Genomic DNA, 20,571 nt, shown 5'->3' on the forward strand with positions numbered 1-20,571 from the left:
GGCGGACAGGGTGTCGTTCATGTCGTTTCGGGAGGGCTGGGCCGGGCGGCGCCGGCGGAATGAAGGCGTTGTCGCAGCCGCGCCGCGCGCTCTGCGAGCTGCTGGAGGTCCGTGTCGCGCGTCACCGCGCGGCTGTCCGTGGTGAGCTCCTCGAGCCCCTGGGCCAGGTCCGCGCGGCCACGCTCGCGCAGGCCGTGGGTCACCGCGTCCGCGGACGCATGCGCGGGCAGGCCCGCATGCAGGGCCAGGTCCTGGGTGAGGCCCCGGAGGATGAGCTGGGCGGAGAATCCGTGGTGCCGGCCCTCGCGATAGAGCCGGCCCATGGCGAAGAGCGCGTCGGTGGCGCCCACGCGCGAGGACTCGGGCGGGGGCCGCGGACGGCCGAAGCGCTTGAGCGATACCGACCACAGGGCCACGCCGAGCAGGAACTGCAACACCGCGAAGTGCAGGCCGTAGCGGCGCGCGAAGTCCACCACCGAGCGCTCGTTGGTGAAGCCGTGGTGGAACTCATCGAATTCGATGGGGCCGGGGCCGATTGACGCCAGGGCGCTGAGCCAGAACTGCGCGTTGTCCGCGCGCGCCAGGGCCTGGTTCATCGCCAGCTCCGGGGCGCCCACCACCAGCACGCGGCCCTGCCCGTACGGCACCACCGCCGCCACGAACATGCCCAGCCGCTCATCCTCCAGGACGGGGACGGCCATCTGGGGCAGCTCCAGGTAGGCCTGGACCTTCGCCTCCACGCGCTCCACGCCCAGCGTGTACGGCGTGGGCTGGGGCGGCACCAGCGTGCGCATGGGAAGGGTGGTGTCCGCCTTGAAGAGCTTCACGTTCAAGGCTTGCAGCACCGGGTTCTCGCGTGAGCCCCACGGCACGTAGATGGCGCTTCCGCCCTCGCGCACGTGCTTCAGCAGTTGCTCGGTTTCATCGTCGTCCAGCGCGGCCGCGCGGAAGGCGTTGAAGCCGGTGCGGGGGACATGTTCGTCGGCCAGGCCCGCGTCGGGCTCGGCGGCCAGCGCCGTCTGGTCCGGGTCGTCCTCGTAGGCGCCGGACACCTCCACCGCCAGCAGCACCGGCGTGCCCAGTCCGGACACGATGCGCAGGTCCGCCATGCGGCGCGTCACCGGCAAGCCGCTCTCCTGGGCCAGCAGGAACAGGGCCCGCGCGCCGTCCTCCTGCGCGCGGTACGTGGACAGCGTGTCCGCGAACGTGTTGCGCCGGGCGCCTCGGACCAGGAAGGTGGTCAGCACCGCGGTGAGCAGCAGGCCCCCCACCACCAGCAGCGGGAAACGGTCACGCACCGGCCACCTCCGGGCGTGACGGCGCGGCCAGCAGGGGCTCGGTGAGTGCGCGGAACTCGCGGTAGCCGTCCACGCCCACCGGCAGGTTGCCGTACCAGGCGAAGTCGAAGCGCCGCGTCAGCTCTCGGAAGGGGGCCTTCCATTCCGCGCGGCCCCGGAATTGAGATAGGTAGTCCCAGTTGCTCAGCGTCTCGTCATAGAGGATGGCGCCGTCGCGGTGGAGCCGGGACAGCAGCGCCAGGTAGAGGCTGCGCACCGCTTCGCGGTAGGCCCCCCGCGCCGCCAGTTCGTCCGCCAGGTGGGCCCAGCCCTCGGGAGGGCGTGACAGCGCGTGGTGGGCATCCCCCGCCAGCGTGGACGCGTCCACCGTGGACACCTGCACTCCCGCGGCATCCGTGCGGCGCTTGTCGCGGTTCAGCGCCCGCAGCAGCACCATGCCCAGCACCGCGAGGGTGAGTGTCACCAGCACCACCACCAGCACGTTGGCCACATTCATGCCGCTTAGGATGGGCTGCGCAGTCTGCTGTCTGGACTCCGCCGGCTCCCGCTCGAACAGTTTCTTCAGCTGCTCCCCCAGCCAGTCGATGAAGCGCTGCCACCAGCCTGGCGTCTCGGGTGGGGCCGCGGGCTCGGGGGCGTCCTTCTCCGCCTTGGGCGCGGCTTCCGCGAACTCGGGCCGGGCCAGGATGTCCTTCGCCCGCGCGGTGGCGGCACGTGCATCCGCCCGGGCCTGGGCGTCCACGGTGGCGCCCATCGTGGTGAGCCCCTGCGTCAGCGTGGCGCGGGCCTTGTCGCAGTCCTCCTCGTCGAAGGCCTGCCGCTCCACGCGGCGGACGAAGCGGTCCAGCTTCACGGCTTCGCCGGGCCCCAGGGACTCCAGGGGCGCGTACAGGTCCGCGGCGTCCTCATCCGCCGAGGCCTCACACGCCTCCGCGACCTCGCCCAGCCGCCGCAGCGCCTCGGAGGGGGCCAGGGGCTTCGCGTCCTCGGTGTCCTGGGCATGGGCCGGCGCCGCCGTCAGCAGGCCCAGGCCCAACACCACCGCCAGCATCGCCGCGCCACGCGCCGCTCCCGGCGGAGGCAGGGGGCGCCCCAAATCCCGGGACGGAAGCTGCTGGACGCTGGCCAGCAGGTCGAGCCCTTCCTGACGCACGCGCCCGTCCACCAGCAGCAGCGTGGCCGTCGCGGCGCGCACCGGCTCGAAGAGGGCGAACGTCGTCACCGCGAGGAAGATCAGCCACTGGCCGTTGTCCAGCGAGGCGAAGCGCTCCGCGAACGTCAGGTCCACGCCCACCAGCTTGCGGCCCAGGAACAGCAGGAAGTTGAAGGCGATGTGAAGGTTGAAGAAGGCCAGCACCTGCACGGACATGAGGGCGCGGACCCACAGCGCGGTGCCGCGCGCGGGTCCCAGCAGCCGTGAGCACGTGCCGTAGAGCTTCAGCGGGCTGCCTCGCCCCTGCATCACCGCCGCGTAGCCCACCCCGTGGGACTGCAGCAGGATGTAGCCGAAGCCTCCCGTCACCATCACCACCAGGGTGTTGAGGCCCAGCAGGTACGCCACGGCGATGAAGAGCGCGGGCATCCGGGCCAGCGCGGCCTTGAGCGAAGCCCACGCGGAAGGCTCGCCCTGGGTGCCCAGCAGCAGCTCCTGCACGTAATGGCACGTCGCGCCCTGGCCCAGGCCCCGGAGGAACCACGCCAGCGTCAGCAGCAGCGAAGGCACCACGAGCGGCCAGCCCATGCGCACCGACTCCGCCAGGTACAACATGGCGGCTACCACGGCCGCGCCGCCGGGCAGGGTGAGGGCCCAGACGCCCGCGTTGCGGGTACACAGGCGCAGCGCGGCGTCCATCAAGGCCACCGCGTTGCGCGGGCGGAGTTCGAGCGCGGAGACGGCCATGGGCTAGCTCGCCGCCACTTGGGCCAGCAGGAGGATGCCGCCAAAGACGAGCGCCAGGCTCATCAGCGCCAGCACCACGTTGCCCGCCGACCACTCGCGGCGCTCACCCGGGCCCTCCAGCGCCTTGAGGCGCTGGTCCAGGCAACTGGCGCAGCGGTTGATGCCCTCGAACTGCGTGGTGCATTCCCGGCAGATGACACGCCGGCACTCCACGCAGACGCCGAGGCCGGCGCGCTCCGGGTGGTAGTGGCAGCGGCCCGAGCCTTGAATCATGCCGCCACCTTAACGCACACCCGGGCCCGCCGTACCACTCCCGAAGCGGGGGACTACAGCTCGTCGAGGAACTCGTCGTTGTACGTGTAGCGGGACAGCCGCTTCACGAGCGCCTCCATGGCCTCCACCGGCTTCACGGAGAAGAGCATCTGCCGCAGCTTCTTCACCTTCTCGTACTCGCGCAGGGTGAAGAGCTTCTCCTCCTTGCGCGTGCCGGACTGGGCGATGTTGACGGCCGGGAAGACGCGCTTCTCCGCCAGGAGCCGGTCCAGGGTGACCTCGGAGTTACCCGTTCCCTTGAACTCCTCGAAGATGACCTCGTCCATGCGGCTGCCGGTGTCGATGAGCGCCGTGCCGATGATGGTCAGCGTGCCGGCCTCCTCCGTCGCGCGGGCGGCGCCGAAGAGGCGCTTGGGGCGCTCCAGGGCGCGGCTGTCCACGCCGCCGGTCATGGTGCGGCCGGAGTTGTCGACCTCCTTGTTGAAGGCGCGGGCCAGACGCGTAATCGAGTCCAGGAGGACGACCACGTCCTTGCCGGACTCCACCAGCCGGCGCGCGCGCTCCAGGGCCAGCTCCGCCACCTTGAGGTGGTCCGCGGTGGGGCGGTCGGAGCTGGAGGCCAGGACCTCCGCCTTGATGCCCCGCCGCATGTCCGTCACTTCTTCTGGACGCTCGTCGATGAGCACCACCATGACGTGGCACTCTGGGTGGTTGGAGAGGATGGCCTGGGCGATGCGCTGGAGCATGATCGTCTTGCCCGTCTTGGGCGGGGCGACGATGAGCGCGCGCTGGCCCTTGCCAATGGGCGAGATGAGGTCCAGCACCCGGGTCACCATCTCCTTGTGACCGTTCTCCAGCTTGAGCCGCTCGGTGGGGTCCACCGACGTCAGGTCCGCGAAGTGCGGCAGCCGCGGCGCGCCCTCGAGCGGCCGGCCGTCCACCGTGTCCACCTTCTGGATGACGCCCTTGTGGCCCCGCATCTGCGCGAAAGCGGTGATGTACTGGCCCTGCCGCAGGCGCAGCTTCTGGACCAGATTCTTCGGCAGCTCCGGGTCATCCGGCGCCGCCAGCAGGTTGCGCTTGAGCTGGCGCAGGAAGGCGTTGGGGCCCTTGGCCTCCGTGTCCAGCACGCCCTCCACCGGCGACAGGTTCGCCTGCTGCGAGGCCTGCTGGCCGCCGCCCCCGTGCTGCGCGTGGCGGGCGTGCTGCTGGCCCCCGCCGCCGTGCGCCGGCTGCGGTGGTTGCTGCTGTTGCTGTTGTTGCTGCGCCTGTCGCTGGCGGTACTGCTCCAGCTCCTGCGGCGTGAGGAACACCTGGACCTGCTGGCCGTCCGCTCCAGGCTGCATCCGGTAGGCCTGGCCGTCCGGGGTGAAGAGGACCTGCGCGCCACGGCGACGGCGCCGACGGCGGCGGCGGCGGCCGGTGGCCTGGCCAGGCTGCCCGGGGGCGCCACCCTGTGCGCCCCCGCCGGAATCACCGTCGTCGGGCCCCTCGTCGTCGCCCTCGTCGCCACCGTCATCGTCCGGCTCGGGCGGCGCCACGGCGCGGGCGGCGGGAACGGGGGGGGCATCACGTGGGTCGCGGTTATCGGGGTTTTCGCTCATGAACGTTCCAGACTGTGTGCGCCCCGGGCGGCCGCTCCACGAGGAGGGCGGGGACGCAAGGTGACTCAGGCCGTGGGACAGGAAGCGGACGCGGGGCCCTGGTGACGAGCAGGCCGAACCGCCGTTTCCTGGAGCACCCTGGCGGCCCAAAGCCGTCCGGAGTGCAGGGGTAACAGTAACAGAGGCCGGGGACGGCGCCGCCGCTTTTTTCGCGCGGTGTCGTCCGGCCGACCCCCCACCTGTTGATTCAGGGCCGCCGCCAGGACCTCAGCGGACGGTTATCTGGAAGGGCAACATCGCCTTCACGCCCGGCTGGAGCAACATCAGATTCAGGCCGGCCGAGCGGGCCAGCGCCCGCAGGGACTCAGGCAGGGCGGGCTCTTGTGCGGGCAGCAGGGACAGCGCGGCGCGCACCCCGGGCTCACCGCCCAGCGCGGAGAAGAAGCCCCGCGCCTCGCCCATCACCACCAGGTCCAGCTCCTCGTCCGGAGGGATTCCGGCCCGCATCCGCGCGGAGTCCACCGCTTCCAGCAGGCCACCCAGCTTGTCCACCAGTCCGCGGGCGAGCGCGTCCTGGCCGCTCCACACCCGGCCCCGGGCGACCTCGTCCACCTTCGCCTTGTCCATCCTCCGCCGCAGCGCCACCTCGGTGATGAAGCTGTCGTAGGAGGCGTCCGCCCACGCCTGGGCCGCCTCCTGCTCCTCCGGCGTCCAGGGGCGCCACACGTCCAGGATGTCCGCCAGCGGCGCGCGGGTCAGGCTCTCCTGGTGCACGCCCAACAGCCCGCTCAGCAGGCCCTCGACGGCGGGCTTGATGTAGAAGACGCCGATGCTGCCCGTCAGCGTGGTGGGCAGGGCGAACACCTCGTGCGCGCCAATGGCGGCGTAGTAGCCACCGGACGCGGCCATGTCTCCCATGGAGGCGACGACGGGCTTGTGTTTGGCCGCCTCCATCACGGCTTCGTACATCAGGTGGGACGCCAGCACCTCGCCGCCGCCCGAGTCCACGCGCACGACGATGGCCGCCACGCTCGGGTCCGACTGCGCCTGCTCCAGCGCGCGAATGACTGTCTCCGCGCCCGCGAGGCGGCTGAAGCCCAGCGGGTCCTCGCGGCTGCGGCCGCCGATGATGTCGCCCAGCACCGGCACCACGGCGATGCGGCGCCGGCGGGCCCAGCGGCCGTCGCGCTCGTCGCGCGGCGCGTACGTGGTGCTGAAGCGTCCACCCGGCACCAGCTCCGCCACCTTCTTGTCCAGCTCCGTCGAGGAGATGATGCCGTCCATCAACCCCAGCTCCACCGCGCGCTTCGGATGGGGCAGGCCCAGTGCCCACAGCGCGTGCAGCCGCTCCACGGGCACCTTGCGGCCCTCCTGCACGGCTTTCTCGTAGACGGCCACCTCCGTGTCCAGGTAGGCGTTCGTGGACTCCAAGGACGCGTCGCTGGGCTCGGTGCGGGAAAGCTGCTCCGGGGCCGTCTTGAAGCGGCCCACGCGCGCCACGTCCCAGTGCACGCCCAGCTTCTCCATCGTCCCGCCGTACGTCTGGAGGTGCACGGCCAGGCCGTTGATGTAGAGAATCGACTCCTGCAGCGCGTAGATGCGGTCCGCCGCCGAGGCAACGAAGTAGCCCAGGTCGTCCGTGGACAGCACCACCGCCATCACCCGCTTGCCGGACGCGCGCAGCCGCAGCAGCGCCTGACGCAGCTCCTCCGCCTTGCCCCAGCTCACCCCGGGCAGGCTCTCCATCTTCACCACCACGCCGGCCAGCCGGTCGTCCTGGGTGGCCAGGTCCAGCCACCGCGTCAGCCGCAGGTACGGGTCCGCCTCGGTGACGCCCAACCATGAGAGGACGGGGCTGGTGCCGCCGCTCAATGCGTCATTCAAGTCCAGCAGCGTCACCACGCCGCCGCGCGGCGCGATGGAGCGGTAGGTCTCCGACGACAGGCGCACCGCCACCAGGTGGTCCAGCCCCGCATTCGTCCCGCCCGCCGCGTAGGTGAGGCCCAGGTGCGAGGTGTCCACCGTGGCCGCCACCTGGAGCGCGATGGGCACCCCGGAGGTGAAGCCGTGCGACACGCCCGCGCCCAGGCGGAGGCCCGGAATCACCTCCGCGTTGACGGTGTACGTCGCCTGGCCCTGGCGGAAGGCGCCCTCGGAGAAGAGCCAGTCCACGCCCAGCGTGTAGCGCTCATCCAGCGGGCGCACGCCCACGCCCAGGTTGTACTGCCGCTTCAGTGCCAGCGTGCCCTCGGTGGGGGCGTTGATGTCGCGCACCACCGCGCCCAGCGACAGCGCCCGCATGGGGCGCGCCGTGAGGCCCACGTCGAAGGTGTCCAGCGCGTCGATGTCCCGGTGGGATGAACCGTAGGCGTGCCACGAACCGCCGAGCTGCAGCGTGCGCGTGCCCAGGGAGAGACCCAGGGACGTGCGGCGGTAGTCCGGCTCCGCCCGTCCGCGAATCCACTCCATGGCGCCGCCCAGGCCCAGGCCGAGCAGGCGCGTGGCCAGGAAGACGCCGTCTCCCAGGCCGTCATGCACGAGGTTGCGCTCGTGCAGGTAGAAGAGCTGACTGCCGTTGACGAAGCCCAGGCCCGCGGGGTTGAGCGACAGGGCGGTGGCTTCATCCACCAGCGCGGCGCCCGTGGGCGGCAGCGCCAGCCCCCGGGAGGGCAGGGCGGGCTGGCTGACGACACTCGTCTGGGCGAGCGCGAGGCTGGGGAGGAGCAGGAGGGCGAGCAGGCGCATACGCCCCGGGACTCTAGGCATCAGCCGTCCCGGGACAAGCGCTCAGCGTTACCAGTCCTCGGTTCCGGACACACCGTCGAGCGGGTCGTCGCCGGGCTTGCTCTTCTTGTCCTGCGCCTTGCCACGGCCGCCCCGGTCCTCGGACGACCAGTCTTCCATGCCCCCGCGGTTGTCCAGCGGGTCCCGGCTCTTGGTCACCTTCTCGCCGATGTTGTTCACCAGGTGGTTCACCACCCGCTCCATCTCCTGCTTCAACTGGCCGAACTCATCGCCCTGGACGGCCATGCGCCGCCCCGCCAGCCGCTGACCGGTGCGCGCGTCGTAGTAGCCCAGCGTCAGGTCGGTGCCCTCGCCATTGGCGCGAAGGGTGCCCACCATGACCCGGTCCAGCCCCAGCGACTGCGCCATGGCCGCCACGCCAGACGCCTTCTCACCGGCGCGGTTCACCTCGCCCGCCACCCGGTCCAACTGCACGTCGAAGGCCTTGTACGCAGAGGTAGGCACCAGCTTGGCGGTGACCTCGGCGTCGTCGGTGGCCACCTCCATGAACTGTCCGTACTGCCGGAAGCCCGGGCGCTCCACGCGCAGCAGGTGCTTGCCAATGGGCAGCGCGGGCAGCGTCACTGGCGTGTAGCCCACGACTTCGCCGTCCACGTACACGCGCGCGCCCGAGGGCCGCGAGTTCACCGTGGCGGAGCCGCGTAGCTGGGACGTGCGGCTGGTGGCCACCTGCACGCGCAGGGCGAGGAACTCGCGCGAGAAGCGCTTGGGGGACAGCTCATGGGTAGGGGACAGCGCGATGAGGTCGATGAGCGCCAGCTTCGCCTCCTCCACCTCGCCGCGCAGGTGCAGCACGGCGGCGTACAGCGCCAGCGCGTCACACAGCGGCGAGCACCCGCGCATGGCGCCCGCGGCCCCCTGAAGCTCCTTCAGGGTGGCGCGCACCTTGCGCTCCGCCTCCTCGTATTCCTTCTTGTCGAAGGCGGAGAGGCTCTCCGAGTACCCCTTGCGCCCGCGCTCCAGGGAGGCCTTGGCCTCCGGGTCCTCCGGCATGCCGAACAGCTCCTCCGACTTGCGGACCGTCATGCCGGCGAAGTTGGAGAGGGCGTCGTTCATGTAACCCTCCATCTGCACGCTGGACGCCTCGGAGGCCGGGTCCATGGGCACCAGGAGGGTGCTGACGCGGCGCGCCTGGGGCGGGGCCGCGAGGGTCAGCGCGGGGAGGAGGAGGAGGGCGAGGGCGGATTTCATGGGGTGACCTTTGAAACAGGCGACGCGGGTGGCGGTCCGGGCATTCAACACGCGGCGCTGCCTCAGAACCCGACTCCACCAGAAACGGGGTTGAACGGGCGGCCCTTGTCCTGAGACGTCGCCACGTAGACGGCCCCGGCCGTCACCGCCGCCGCGCCGCCGACCACCGCCCAGAACCACGGGCGCTTGATGAGGGTGGAGAACGAATTGCTCTCCGCCACGCGGGGCGCCGCGACGCCGTTGACGAAGGCGCGCACCTGGTCCGCCGCCGCGTCCGGGCCGTTCTTCTTCGCGCCCGGCGCCAGGGCAATCTCCACGCCGCGCAGCCGCGCGTTGGAGCGCAGGTCCCACGCCTGGAGCTCGGCCTGGAGGTGGCCCTTGTCCCCGCGAGCCACCGCCGCCAGCACCACGTAACGGGCGTTGAGCCGCTCCCCAATGGCGCGTGCCTCGGGCGGCGGCGTGTCCCGCTCGAAGGCCTGTTCCGTGCTGGCGTGGACCGCCGCGTCACGCACGGCGGACAGGCCCGGGGTGGGCTCCAGCGTCGCCTTCACCTCGGTGCTCTTGGCGGACGCCACCTCTGTGTACTGGGAGAAGGCCGAGTAGCCGGGCAGGGACACCACCACCGGGTGCTGGCCCGCCGGCATCTCCACGCCCTTGAGGGGCGTGACGCCCAGCTCCTGGCCTCGCACGAGGACGCTGGCGCCCGCCGGCTTCGACTCCACCACCAGCGTGCCGGCCGGGCGCGCCTTCACGTCGGCGCGGGCCTGGTCGAAGGTCTTCAGCACGTCCTGCCCGAAGAGGGCGGCGTCGGGGGACGTGGACGGCTCCGCCACCACCGCGCGCTTGAACGCGTCCAGGGCTCCGGTGGAGTCGCCGTTGAGCATCCGCGAGGCGCCCAGGAACAGGTAGGCCTTGGCCAGCCGCTCCGGGCTCAGCTCCGCCGGGTGCTTCGTGTAGGCCTCCGCCGCCGCCAGGAACTTCGCCTCGGCGGACTCGGGGTCCAGGTTGTCGTAGTCGGTGCGACCCTGCTCGAAGAGCGTGTCCGCGCGCGTCAGCGAGACCGGCGGGGACGGCGGGAAGGCCGCGCCCAGGTCCACCAGCGCCACGCCGCTCGCCTTGAGCCGGCTCAGCAGCTCGTCCTCCAGCTTCACCGCGGCATCCTCCTCCGCGGACGTCCGAGCCACCGCGAAGAGCGCCACCGGCCCGGAGGCCGTCACCGCCGCGCTGGCCACCGCCGGCTCACCCGAGGCACCTGGCGCCGCCGCGGGTTTGGCCACGGTCGGAGCGTCCGGCGACACCAGCGGCGTGACGGCCGTCTCCTCGTCCCCGTTCGGAGAACCGAAAGCCTGGGGCTCGACGGATTCATCGCCATCCGCGTCGTCCGCCGCGGGCGCCTTGGTCGTCTTCACCGGCTGAGTGGTGGCGGGGGGCTTCTTGCTGGACTTCTTCTTCCGCGTGGACTGCCCATAGGCGGGAGAGGTGGCCAGCATGAACGCGAGGAGCAGGGAGGTTCGGCGGAACGTAGTCACGGCGCGAATGCTAGCCGAGCCGGGGCTCCGTCTCAAAAGCCCTGCTGCGCGCGGGCCCCTCCGGGGTGGGAGGGACCCGCGACGGTGATTCCGTCCTGACTAGACGTCCAGGTCCTGGACCTCGCTGGCGCGCTCCATGATGAACCTGAAGCGGGCGCTGACGTCCTTGCCCATCAAGTCGTTGATGAGCCGGTCCGTCTCCAGGGGCTTGTCGATGGTGACGCGCAGGCTCATGCGGTGCTTCGGGTCGAGCGTCGTCTCCTTCAGCTCGTCGGGCGTCATCTCGCCCAGTCCCTTGAAGCGCATGATGTTGGGCTTGGCGTTGCCCTTCGTCTTCTCCTTGATGATGCGGTCGCGGTCCGGCTCATCCAGCGCCCAGTACGTCTCCTTGCCGATGTCCACGCGGTACAGCGGCGGCTGGGCGATGTGGATGGCGCCGCTCTCAATCAGCGGGCGCAGGTGCCGGTAGAAGAAGGTGAGCAGCAGCGTGGCGATGTGGTGGCCGTCGCTGTCGGCGTCCATCAGCAGGAAGACGCGGCCGTAGCGCAGCTTGCTGATGTCGAAGTCGGAGCCGATGCCGCAGCCCAGCGCGGACACGATGTCCTGGAGCTCCTTGTTCGTCGTCACCTTGTCGGTGGACGCCTGCTCCGCGTTGAGCACCTTGCCGCGCAGCGGGAGGATGGCCTGGGTGCGCCTGTCCCGGCCCTGCTTGGCGGAGCCGCCTGCGGAGTCACCTTCCACGATGAACAGCTCGCTCAGGCCCGGGTCCGTGGACGAGCAGTCCGCCAGCTTGCCCGGCAGGTTGAGCCGGTGGCTGACCGCCGTCTTGCGGCTCACCGCCTGCGACGCGGCCCGGCTGGCCTCGCGCGCGCGAGCGGCAAGGACGATGCGGGCCACCACTGACTCGGCGATGGACTTGTTGTCGTTGAGCCACTTCTCCAGCGCCGGACGCAGCACGCCGTCCACCTGGCCGGACACCTCGGGGTTGTTGAGCCGCCCCTTCGTCTGGCCCTGGAACTGCGGCTCCACCACGTAGGTGGACAGGATGGCGGTGATGCCCTCGCGGATGTCCTCCGCGGTGAGCGTCACGCCCTTGGGCGCGATGCCGTGCGTCTCGATGTAGTTGCGCACCGCCTTCACCACCGCGCTGCGCAGACCCGCCTCGTGCGTGCCGCCCAGTGGGGTGGGGATGCCGTTGACATACGAGCGGATGTGCTCGTCGGTGGCCTCCGTCCACGCCAGCGCCGCCTCCAGCCGCACGCCGTTGTCACGCGCGTGGTAGAAGGCCGCGCTGCCCGCGGGCACCAGCGGCTTGTTCCGCTCCGTCACCACCTTGGTGAGGTACTCCGCGATGCCGCCGTCGTGCTTGTACGTCACCGACGTGGGCGGGCTGGACGTCTCGTCCTTCCAGACGACCGTCATGCCCTTGTGCAGGTAGCTCTTGGCCTCCAGCCGCTCGCGCACCAGCTCCGCGTCGAACTTCAGCTTCTCGCCGAAAATCTCCGGGTCCGGTTCAAACGTGACGGAGGTGCCCGTGCCACGCGCGGCGCCATCCACCTTCAGCGTGCTGGTGGCCTTGCCGCGCGCGAACGTCTGCACGTGCTTCTTGCCGTGGAGCTTGATCTCCACGACGAGCTTGCGCGCCAGCGCGTTCACCACCGAGCTGCCCACGCCGTGCAGACCGCCGGAGTGGATGTAGTTGCCCTGCTCGAACTTGCCGCCCGCGTGAAGGGTCGTGAGGATGACCTCCACGGCCGGCTTCTTGTATTTGGGCATGATGTCAACGGGGATGCCACGCCCGTTGTCCACGATGGTGACGCTGCGGCCGTCCTTGTGGAGCGTCACCTCCACGGTGGTGGCGAAGCCGTTGATGACCTCGTCCACCGAGTTGTCGAGGATCTCCCACAGCAGGTGGTGATACCCCGTGCTGTCGGTGCCGCCGATGTACATGGCCGGGCGCTTGCGCACCGGCTCCAGGCCTTCCAGGACCTGGATGTCCGCGCCTGTGTAGGTTTCCTTCTTCGTCGCCATGGCGTCCTCTGCCTAGTCCTTCTTCTCGGGCAACGGGATGAAGGTGACGGCACGCGCCACCTCCTTCACGGCGTCGCGCTTCGACATCTCATGGCCCTTGCCGCCGCGGCCCGTCACCTCGTACTTCGCCGGGGACAGGTGCAGCTTGCGGCCCTTCTGCGTTTCGAACTCCAGCTTCGCGTCCTTCTGCGCGGGCGACACGGCGAGGAAGTCCACCACGCGGTCGCCGCCGTCCACCTTGATGACGGTGACGCCCTTGCCCGGGCCGGCCAGCTCGTTGACCTCCGCCACCTTGCACACCAGGGCGCTGGTCTTCTCCGTCAGCACCGCCAACAGGTCGCGGTCCGTCACCGGCTGCACGCCGATGATTTCGTCGCCTTCGCCCGTCTTCGCGTAGCGGCGGCCCGCGCGCGTGGAGACCTCCAGGTGCGGCTCCAGCAGGAAGCGCATGCCCATGCCCTGCTTCGTCACGCCCACCAGTTTCTGCGGGCGCGGCAGCCGCGCGTCCAGCGACAGGGCGGACACCACGCGCTCGCCGTCGTCGAACTTGAAGAACTTCTGCACCGGCTCGCCGTAGCCCGTGGAGGCGGGCACGTCGTTGAAGCGGGTGACGTACGCGGTGCCGAAGTTGCTGAACAGCACCAGGTTCGCCTTCAGGCTGCCGGCCAGCACCGCCATCACCGCGTCGCCTTCACGCAGGCGCGTGGTGGACGGGTCCTTCACCTCGCGCACGCGCTTGACCCAGCCGTCGCGGGTGATGACCACGTGCGCGTCCTCGTCCGCGATGAACGCCTCGGCGCTGAACTCCATCTCCTCGGAGCCCGCGCCGCCAATGCGCGTGCGACGCTTGTCGTTGTAGCGGGCCTTCATCTCGCCCAGTTCGTCCCGGACGGTGCCCCACACCTTGTTCTTGTCCTTGAGGATGCCCTGGATGCGCTTGATTTCGGCGCGCTTCTCCTTGAGCTCCTTCTCCACGACGAGAATCTCCAGGCGGGCCAGCTTGTAGAGCTTCATCTCCAGGATGGCGTCCACCTGGGCTTCATCCAGCTTGAAGCGGGCGATGAGCTTCCGGGCCGCGTCCTGCTTTCCTTCCGACGCGCGGATGATTTTGATCATCTCGTCGAGCGCGTCGTAGACCTTCTCGAAACCCTCCAGGATATGGACGCGCCGCAGCAGCTCGCCCAGCTCGTGCTCGAAGCGCTTCGTCACCACGTCGAAGCGGAAGGTGAGGAAGTACCAGAGGATGTCCCTGAGGTTGAGCCGCTCGGGCGTGCTCAACTCTGGCTTGTCCTTGATGGGTACCAGGCAGGTGAGGTTGACGCCGAAGTTCGTCTGCAGCGGCGTCTGCTTGTACAGGTACGCCATCACCAGCTCGGGGTTGGCGTCCTTCTTCAGCTCCAGGACGATGCGCACGTCCTTGGTGGATTCGTCGCGCACGTCGGTGATGAGCGGCAGCTTCCGCTCGCGCACCAGGTCGCCGAACTTGGCCACCAGCGTGGACTTGTTCACCGTGTAGGGGATGGAGGTGATGACGATTTGCTGGCCGCCTCGCTTGAGGTCCTCCAGCTTGTACTCACCACGGATGCGGATGCTCCCCTGGCCCGACTCGTAGATGTCGCGCAGCTCCTTCTTGTCGTTGAGGATCTGCCCGCCGGTGGGGAAGTCCGGACCCTTCACCCACTTGAGCAGGTCCTTCGTCAGGAGCTGCGGGTTCTCAATGAGCGCCACCAGCGCGTCCACCAGCTCGCCCAGGTGGTGCGGCGGGATGTTGGTGGCCATGCCCACGGCGATGCCCGTGGTGCCGTTCATCAGCAACTGCGGCACCCGCGCGGGGATGACCACCGGCTCCTGCAGCGTGCCGTCGTAGGTCGGCCGGAAGGCCACCGTCTTCTTGCCCAGCTCCGTCAGGAGCTCGCTGGACAGCATCGCCAGACGGCACTCGGTGTAGCGCATGGCCGCCGCGCCGTCGCCGTCGAGCGAGCCGAAGTTGCCGTGGCCGTCCACCAGCGGGTAGCGCAACGAGAAGTCCTGCGCCATGCGCACCAGCGCCTCGTAGATGGAGGCGTCACCGTGCGGGTGGTACTGACCCATGACACTGCCAACCACCTTGGCGGACTTCTGGTACTTGGCTTCGTGCGTCAGCCGGTGGTCGTGGAACATGCCGAACAGGATGCGGCGCTGCACCGGCTTGAGGCCGTCACGCACGTCCGGCAGGGCGCGCGAGGTGATGACCGACAGGGCGTAGTTGATGTACCGGCGGCGCGCCTCGTCCGCGAGCGAAGCCGGCACGGAGCCGTCGCCGTTGCCACCCGCGCCGCCGCCACTCCCGCCGCCACCGCTGCCTCCCCCGGCCCCCTGCTTCTTTCGCGATTTCGATTCGGCTTCTGCGAGCATGGTCGTCAATCCACAGGTGAGAACGCCCCGCACCCCGAACGCGGCGCGCGACCCGCGCACTCCTCACGTTGGGGGGCAGAGGTATGTAACAGGGCGCCGGGACTACCATGCCACCCTGACATTGGGAACGAATTCGGGGGGTTGCGCACTCTCCAACAGTGCCCACCTATACGTCTGTCCAGTCCTATTTGCCAGCAGAACCCCACTCCAACCCCGCGGAATTCCGAGGTCGGGGGCCTCCTGGCTGGGGCATGCGGCGGGACGGTGGGTGCGGGTAGGACAGGACGGCTCGTCCCCCTGGCGGCAGGTGGACGCCCTAGGGCGTCGCGTCGCGGGCCTTCCCCCACGAACCGTCCTTGAAGATGCGCACGCCCTTGCCGCTCCCGCCGCCAATCATTCCAGGAATGGTGGCCTGGAGCGGCTTTGCGCCGGGCGGCTGGTAGACGACGCGGGCCTTGCGAGCGGAGGGCAGGGCGGCGCTGGTGGCGTCCACCAGCAGGTAGATGGTTTCTCCGTCCACGTGGAGCCGCTCGGGGTCCTGGCGGTGGTTGAACTCGGCCAGCAACTCGCCGTCATCCACGGAGGAGGCCTCGCTGCCGAGCAGGCGGACCTTCACCCGCAGCCAGCTCACGGGCGGGGCGCCTTCCTGCTTCGCGTAGTCGCGCACGCCCTGGATGACGACGGCGACGTCGGCGCCGTTGCCGGGCGCATTCTTCGTCGCCAGGCGCAGGCCCGTCTGCTTGCTGTTGTCGGTGTCGAGCAGCAGCGTGGCGTTGGCGCAGCGGCTCTTGCACTCGTCGCCCCACGGCACCTTGTCGAAGCGCAGGCGCATGGCGAAGTCACTGCCTTGGGGGCCAATGACGGCGTTGACGATGACGGGACGCTCCCCGTCCGGAGGCGCGGCATAGCGGAAGGTGGCGCGCTCCTTGGCGGCGAAGGCGGTGCCGGCGAGCAGGGTGCAAAGGAGCAATGGGCGCTTCACGTGGAGACCTCCCCAGGGGCAAAAAGGGCCTATTCAAGAGGGAAGGGGCCCACCGCATCAAGTCCCGGGTGTTCGAGTGAGGCTTAGGTGGGGGAAGTCGCATGGTTTCGATGCGCGCGCAGGCTCAGGGGCGAAGCGCTGCCCGGGTGGCCCCGTGGCCCATCGCGGCCGGTCCGGCTCCGCGGGTGGCGTTGAGCCAGCCGCGCCAAGCTACCGGGGGCTTGGCTCGGTTCGGCACCGTCGCCGTTACCGCTACCTGACGGCGGGCCTTCGGTGTGGAGTGGGCGGTGGGAGGGCCGGCGCCCGAACTCAGCTCGTGGGGGTTATGGGCGTGCCTTGGCCGTGCCCTTCTGCCAGTACGTCGCGACGAGCACCGCCGCGAGGCGACGCTTGCTCATCGCGTCGCGAAGGGCGTCGAAATCCTTGTCGGTGTAGTCGACGGAATCGGGCCGCGTGGCCACGGCGAGATGCCTCTGGGGAGGCACAGCCGCGACAAGGCGACCTCCGGGGACCGGTCAGCGGTCGTTCAGTCCTCGTGGGCGCGCTTTCCGTAGGTCCCTGCGGTGAGCGTCTTGAGCGAGGCGCGGACGATGCCAGTGAGCACGTCGAGGTCGACCTTCGTGAGGTCCTTGATGTACAGGCATCCGGTGCCGGTCGTGTGCGGACCGAGCTTGGCGAGCGCACTGGCGTGGGCGCTGAGGCCGTCAGCGAGGTAGACGACGGTTGCCGCCTTGCGCGGAGAGAAGCCAGCGGCGGGTGCGGTGCCACGGTGGCCGCTCGCGTACTGGTACGCGTACTCTCCGAACCCGACGATTGAGGGACCGAACATCTTCGGCTCGAGCCCGGTCACCTCGCGCATCAAGTCGAGAAGCACCTGGGCGTCGCGACGGCGCCCTGCAGGCGTCACGTTAGCGAGGAACGCCAACGGATCGGCATCGGTCCACGTGGTTGGCATCGCGCCCATTGTGCTCACTGGTTGAAGGAAACGTCCACGGCCGCCGTCACGTCCTTCGACGAGCGTGCCGTGTCGCCCTCGGTGAGCCGCGCTTGGCGGACTTTCGAAGCGAGCAGCGCCTCGCCGCTGCGGACAGTTTGGAGTGCTTCGACGATGGTGTCGATGGGCGGGGTGTCGTCATCGAGAGGACGTTAGGCGCCTCCTGCGCGCAGCTCGTGATGGCCATGCGCCCCGCGTCCTCAATTGGATCTGGACTGACGTGCCAACTCCGCAGCGCCGCTTCTCTGACGTGCCAAGATTTCGAGGCCACCGGGCTCACCATTCTTCGGAGGGCCACTTTCTGGCAGTTTACTGTCGGCATCCGCTTCACAGTGAATGCGTGGCGATGCGGTGCTCGCGGGCTTGAAGGCGAAGCGCCAACGCTCCTGACTCGACGCCTGGACTTCGTGGATACGCGGCAGGCGAAGGGCTCCTGCCGGGCGCGATTCAATAGACAGGCACGCACTCACCGGAAACGTGACCTCGGTGTGAACGCCCGTTGGACGCTCGACACCGGTCACCGCCGCGCGGCATGTCAGGCCCGGCTACTTCCTCGGCCGCATTCGGAACGCGACGAAGGCATCCACGTTGTCGAAGGCGAAGTACGGGTTCTTCTTCCGCACCGCCTCCATGGACGTCACCGGGACGTCCGCGTAGTCGTGGCCCGGAAACAGCTTCGCCGTGTCGGGCACCTTCGCCAGCACCTGGGACAGGGAGCGGTACATGTCCTCCGGGTTGCCGCCCTTCAAGTCGCACCGGCCGCAGCCGTTGATGAACACGGTGTCCCCGGAGACCAGCGCATCGCCAGCCAGCAGGCAGTGCGAGCCCGGCGTGTGCCCCGGCGTGTGCAGCGCATGGAACACCTGCGAGCCCACGCGCACGTCGTCGCCGGGCCCCACGGGCCGCAGCGCGCCGCCCAGCTCGCGTAGCTCCGGCGAGAACTGGACCTCCTCCCGCTGCGCGTACACGGGCACGTCCCACATCGACAGCAGGTCGGGCAGTCCGTTGATGTGGTCGAAGTGACAGTGCGAGACGAACGCGCCCACCACGCGCTTTCCATCCGCCTTCACCGCCTCCGCGATGGCGTCCACGTCCCACGCGGGGTCCACCACCACCACCTCGTCTGAGTCCCGGGGCCCCACCAGGTAGACGAAGTTGTCCATGGGCCCGAGCTTGAGCTGCCGCACGTACGGTTCACGCATCGCGATATCCTCCTCCGCTTCAGGCTCCACTCTAACGTCCAGGGTTTGAAGGCGCGGGCCGATTCCCTCTTTCCGGGCCCTGGACGAACGATTCGCGATCACCTCCGCCCGGGCCGCGCGCGCTGCCCAGTGGTGTGACGGAGCTGCCGGACCTGCTGTCGATGTGGGACGTGCCGGTGTTCGCACAGCGGGAGGAGGTCCAGTACTCCCCGGAGCTGCGCGAGCTGGGCGGCGCGCTGCGGCCCCTGGGGCCGGAGGATGACGTGCGCGTCGGGCCTGAGACGTTCCAGGCACTGCACACGCCGGGCTCGCATTACCTGCTGGCCGGTGACGCGCTGGTGTCCGGGGACACCGTGTTCATCAATGGCTGCGGCCGGTGTGACATGAGCGGAGGCAACCCGGAGGACATGTACCGCTCCCTGTCCCAGGTGCTGGCGAAGGTGCCCGATAGCGCGAAGCTGTTTCCGGGCCACGACTACGCGGGCGTCCCGATGGCCTCCATGGAGACGGTGCGGCGGAAGAACCCGTGCTTCGCCTTCGACAACGTGGATGCCTTCGTCGCGTTCCGCATGCGGCCGAGGAAGGATTGGCCTGTGCCGCGCCGCCGGTGTCTGGCTGCCAACGGGGCCTCACACCGACGACACGTTTACCCTGAATGCGTGCCTGTTTATTGAATCGCGCCCGGCAGGAGAGGGGTTTTCTCCTGCCGTGTTTCCTCGCAGTCCAGGCGTCGAGTCAGGAGCGTTCTCATGTTCCAGGAGCAGCTTTCTCCCCAGTCGCAGCAGATGTTCGGTGAGTCGTTCAAGGAGCGGGTCGTCGAAGCCGTTCGCGAGCAGATTGTCTCCGCGATTGAGGACCGGCTCGGCCGCGAGGTGCGTGAGCGCGTGGGGGAGGCCATCCGCCACGCGATGTTCGAGCGCGGCGGTGGGATGCCGCAGGGGTATGGGATGATGCCCCAGGGCTACGGCATGCCGGAGCCGGAGCGCATCGCGGACGCGCTTTGTTCCCGCCTGTCGGAGACGCTGCGCGAGCGCATCGCCTCCGTGGTGCATGAGCGCATCCGCGACGGCATCCGCGAGCGGCTGGCCGAGTGCGTGCGCGCGGCGCTGTTCGAGCAGTGGCAGATGTCCTCCCACGGCTTCGGCGCCCCGGATACCGAGCGGCTGGCGGAGGCGGTGCGCACCCGCCTGCTGGAGTCCCTGCGCGAGCGCATCAACACCGCCGCGCATGACGGCGTGCGCGAGGCCCTGCGCGAGCGGCTGGCGGACACGCTGCGCTCGGTGATGTCGGAGCGCATGCCCGGCTTCAGCCCCCACGAGGCGGAGCGGCTGGCGGACGCCATTCGCGGGCGCCTGGCCGAGGCCCTCCACGAGGGACTGGTGTACAGCCTGCGTGAGCGCGTGCGCGAGGCCCTGCGCGAGCGGCTGTCCGACGGGCTCCGTGGCGTCATGACGCGCCAGTGGGGCGGCATGGCCGCCGGCGCGTTCGACCCCGAGCGCATCGCGATGACCCTGCAGGACCGGCTGTCCGAGGGCCTCCGTGAGCGCATCAACTCGGCGGTCCGCGAGCGCGTACGCGAGGTGCTGCGGGAGCGCATGGGCGAGATGCTGCGCGGCGCCATGGCCCGTCACCGGGGCATGATGGGGCAGGGCGGGATGATGCCGCAGGGCATGATGATGGGGCAGGGGATGCAGGACGTGGAGCGCCTGGCGGACGCCATCCGCACGCGGTTGGCGGACTCCCTGCGTGAGCGGTTCATGAGCAGCATGCGCTCGGAGCTGGACTCGGCGCTTCGCTCGCAGCTCCCCGAGGCCGTCCGGTCCGCGCTCGGTGAGGCGATGCGCGCCGGTCCGTCCATGATGCCGATGCAGCAGGGCGGTGGTTCCGTCGACCCCGAGCGCATCGCGAGCGCGGTGCGTGAGAGCGTGAGCGCCGACGTCCGCGAGCGCGTGGGCGAGATGGTCCGCGAGCGCGTGTCCGAGGTCGTCCGCAACGAGCTGTCCAACGGCGTGCACGCCCCGCAGGCGTGATGCGCCGTCTCCTCGGAGGCGCGGTGGTGAGGTCCGCCGCCCGCCTCCGGGGAGGCATTCTCCCCTTCGTCGAGCGATGGCACTCAGTCCTCCCAGGGGGGGCTTGCGCCATCGTGCGAAGACGGCCTTGACCTCTTCGGGCGAGGCCGAGATGTACTGGGGCCACAGGGCCCATTTCTTGTGCGGGTAGCCGAGCAGGTTGTTCAGCGTGTTGTTGATGGCGCGGCTCTGCGCCTTGCCATCATCCCACACGGGCCATGACGCGAGGATGGCGGCCTTCGCTCGGTCGAATCCGAACAGGGCCGGGAACTCCCAGTCAGGGAAGAACGGCCCTTCGA

Annotated in this window: 15 protein-coding genes; 2 read left to right on the top strand and 13 right to left on the bottom strand. The window is 69.8% G+C overall.

Annotated features, from left to right (window positions below; genetic code table 11):
- Positions 1 to 17 precede the first annotated feature (17 nt).
- The 13 genes from FMQ63_RS19465 to FMQ63_RS19520 all read right to left on the bottom strand — a co-directional run bounded on the left by FMQ63_RS19465 (position 18) and on the right by FMQ63_RS19520 (position 18,203).
- Positions 18 to 1,298 (bottom strand): DUF4350 domain-containing protein, encoded by a 1,281-nt coding sequence (locus tag FMQ63_RS19465; protein WP_011552548.1) that lies wholly within the window; start codon positions 1,296 to 1,298, stop codon positions 18 to 20.
- The gene (locus FMQ63_RS19470) at positions 1,291 to 3,198 is read right to left on the bottom strand and encodes a DUF4129 domain-containing protein (RefSeq protein ID WP_011552549.1); all 1,908 of its coding nucleotides are present in this window, start codon (positions 3,196 to 3,198) and stop codon (positions 1,291 to 1,293) included. The genes FMQ63_RS19465 and FMQ63_RS19470 overlap by 8 nt, the downstream gene beginning before the upstream one ends.
- 3 nt (positions 3,199 to 3,201) lie before the next feature.
- A complete protein-coding gene (locus FMQ63_RS19475; protein WP_011552550.1) occupies positions 3,202 to 3,471 on the bottom strand; it encodes a hypothetical protein in 270 nt (89 codons plus the stop codon).
- A gap of 53 nt (positions 3,472 to 3,524) precedes the next feature.
- Entirely contained in the window at positions 3,525 to 5,075 is a 1,551-nt protein-coding gene (gene rho / locus FMQ63_RS19480) for a transcription termination factor Rho (protein WP_020480701.1), read from the bottom strand.
- Positions 5,076 to 5,342: 267 nt separating this feature from the next.
- Positions 5,343 to 7,820 (bottom strand): signal peptide peptidase SppA, encoded by a 2,478-nt coding sequence (gene sppA / locus FMQ63_RS19485; RefSeq protein WP_026113925.1) that lies wholly within the window; start codon positions 7,818 to 7,820, stop codon positions 5,343 to 5,345.
- 48 nt (positions 7,821 to 7,868) lie between these two features.
- Complete coding sequence (locus FMQ63_RS19490) at positions 7,869 to 9,071, bottom strand: PEGA domain-containing protein (protein WP_026113924.1); 1,203 nt, start codon at positions 9,069 to 9,071, stop codon at positions 7,869 to 7,871.
- 62 nt (positions 9,072 to 9,133) lie between these two features.
- Positions 9,134 to 10,600, bottom strand: a complete 1,467-nt coding sequence (locus FMQ63_RS19495) for a PEGA domain-containing protein (RefSeq protein ID WP_225909920.1) — start codon at positions 10,598 to 10,600, stop codon at positions 9,134 to 9,136.
- A 99-nt stretch (positions 10,601 to 10,699) separates the two neighbouring features.
- The gene (locus tag FMQ63_RS19500) at positions 10,700 to 12,631 is read right to left on the bottom strand and encodes a type IIA DNA topoisomerase subunit B (RefSeq protein ID WP_011552555.1); all 1,932 of its coding nucleotides are present in this window, start codon (positions 12,629 to 12,631) and stop codon (positions 10,700 to 10,702) included.
- A 12-nt stretch (positions 12,632 to 12,643) separates the two neighbouring features.
- Positions 12,644 to 15,025: a DNA topoisomerase (ATP-hydrolyzing) subunit A gene (locus tag FMQ63_RS19505; RefSeq protein ID WP_171452251.1), complete on the bottom strand. Its 2,382-nt coding sequence runs from the start codon at positions 15,023 to 15,025 to the stop codon at positions 12,644 to 12,646.
- A gap of 316 nt (positions 15,026 to 15,341) precedes the next feature.
- Positions 15,342 to 16,007 (bottom strand): hypothetical protein, encoded by a 666-nt coding sequence (locus tag FMQ63_RS19510; RefSeq protein WP_011552557.1) that lies wholly within the window; start codon positions 16,005 to 16,007, stop codon positions 15,342 to 15,344.
- A gap of 323 nt (positions 16,008 to 16,330) precedes the next feature.
- The gene (locus FMQ63_RS37480) at positions 16,331 to 16,468 is read right to left on the bottom strand and encodes a hypothetical protein (RefSeq protein ID WP_020477625.1); all 138 of its coding nucleotides are present in this window, start codon (positions 16,466 to 16,468) and stop codon (positions 16,331 to 16,333) included.
- Positions 16,469 to 16,533: 65 nt separating this feature from the next.
- Positions 16,534 to 16,962 carry a DUF1801 domain-containing protein gene (locus tag FMQ63_RS19515; protein ID WP_225909921.1) on the bottom strand — a complete coding sequence of 143 codons (429 nt, stop codon included), beginning with the start codon at positions 16,960 to 16,962 and terminating at the stop codon, positions 16,534 to 16,536.
- 584 nt (positions 16,963 to 17,546) lie between these two features.
- Positions 17,547 to 18,203 (bottom strand): MBL fold metallo-hydrolase, encoded by a 657-nt coding sequence (locus FMQ63_RS19520; protein ID WP_011552561.1) that lies wholly within the window; start codon positions 18,201 to 18,203, stop codon positions 17,547 to 17,549.
- A gap of 134 nt (positions 18,204 to 18,337) precedes the next feature.
- Between FMQ63_RS19520 and FMQ63_RS19525 the strand changes: the two genes are divergently transcribed.
- Entirely contained in the window at positions 18,338 to 18,877 is a 540-nt protein-coding gene (locus tag FMQ63_RS19525; protein WP_011552562.1) for a hypothetical protein, read from the top strand.
- Positions 18,878 to 18,952: 75 nt separating this feature from the next.
- Positions 18,953 to 20,233 (top strand): hypothetical protein, encoded by a 1,281-nt coding sequence (locus FMQ63_RS19530; RefSeq protein ID WP_011552563.1) that lies wholly within the window; start codon positions 18,953 to 18,955, stop codon positions 20,231 to 20,233.
- Positions 20,234 to 20,571: the final 338 nt, after the last annotated feature.

Source organism: Myxococcus sp. CA005 (assembly GCF_006518205.1).
Classification (GTDB): domain Bacteria; phylum Myxococcota; class Myxococcia; order Myxococcales; family Myxococcaceae; genus Myxococcus; species Myxococcus xanthus.

What these genes read in the sequence shown, in the direction of transcription:
- rho (WP_020480701.1), bottom strand. Translation starts at nt 5,075, where the DNA reads ATGAGCGAAAACCCCGATAACCGCGACCCACGTGATGCCCCCCCCGTT.
- FMQ63_RS19490 (WP_026113924.1), bottom strand. Translation starts at nt 9,071, where the DNA reads ATGAAATCCGCCCTCGCCCTCCTCCTCCTCCCCGCGCTGACCCTCGCG.
- FMQ63_RS19520 (WP_011552561.1), bottom strand. Translation starts at nt 18,203, where the DNA reads ATGCGTGAACCGTACGTGCGGCAGCTCAAGCTCGGGCCCATGGACAAC.
- FMQ63_RS19470 (WP_011552549.1), bottom strand. Translation starts at nt 3,198, where the DNA reads ATGGCCGTCTCCGCGCTCGAACTCCGCCCGCGCAACGCGGTGGCCTTG.
- FMQ63_RS19505 (WP_171452251.1), bottom strand. Translation starts at nt 15,025, where the DNA reads ATGCTCGCAGAAGCCGAATCGAAATCGCGAAAGAAGCAGGGGGCCGGG.
- FMQ63_RS19500 (WP_011552555.1), bottom strand. Translation starts at nt 12,631, where the DNA reads ATGGCGACGAAGAAGGAAACCTACACAGGCGCGGACATCCAGGTCCTG.
- FMQ63_RS19475 (WP_011552550.1), bottom strand. Translation starts at nt 3,471, where the DNA reads ATGATTCAAGGCTCGGGCCGCTGCCACTACCACCCGGAGCGCGCCGGC.
- FMQ63_RS19530 (WP_011552563.1), top strand. Translation starts at nt 18,953, where the DNA reads ATGTTCCAGGAGCAGCTTTCTCCCCAGTCGCAGCAGATGTTCGGTGAG.
- sppA (WP_026113925.1), bottom strand. Translation starts at nt 7,820, where the DNA reads ATGCGCCTGCTCGCCCTCCTGCTCCTCCCCAGCCTCGCGCTCGCCCAG.
- FMQ63_RS19515 (WP_225909921.1), bottom strand. Translation starts at nt 16,962, where the DNA reads ATGCCAACCACGTGGACCGATGCCGATCCGTTGGCGTTCCTCGCTAAC.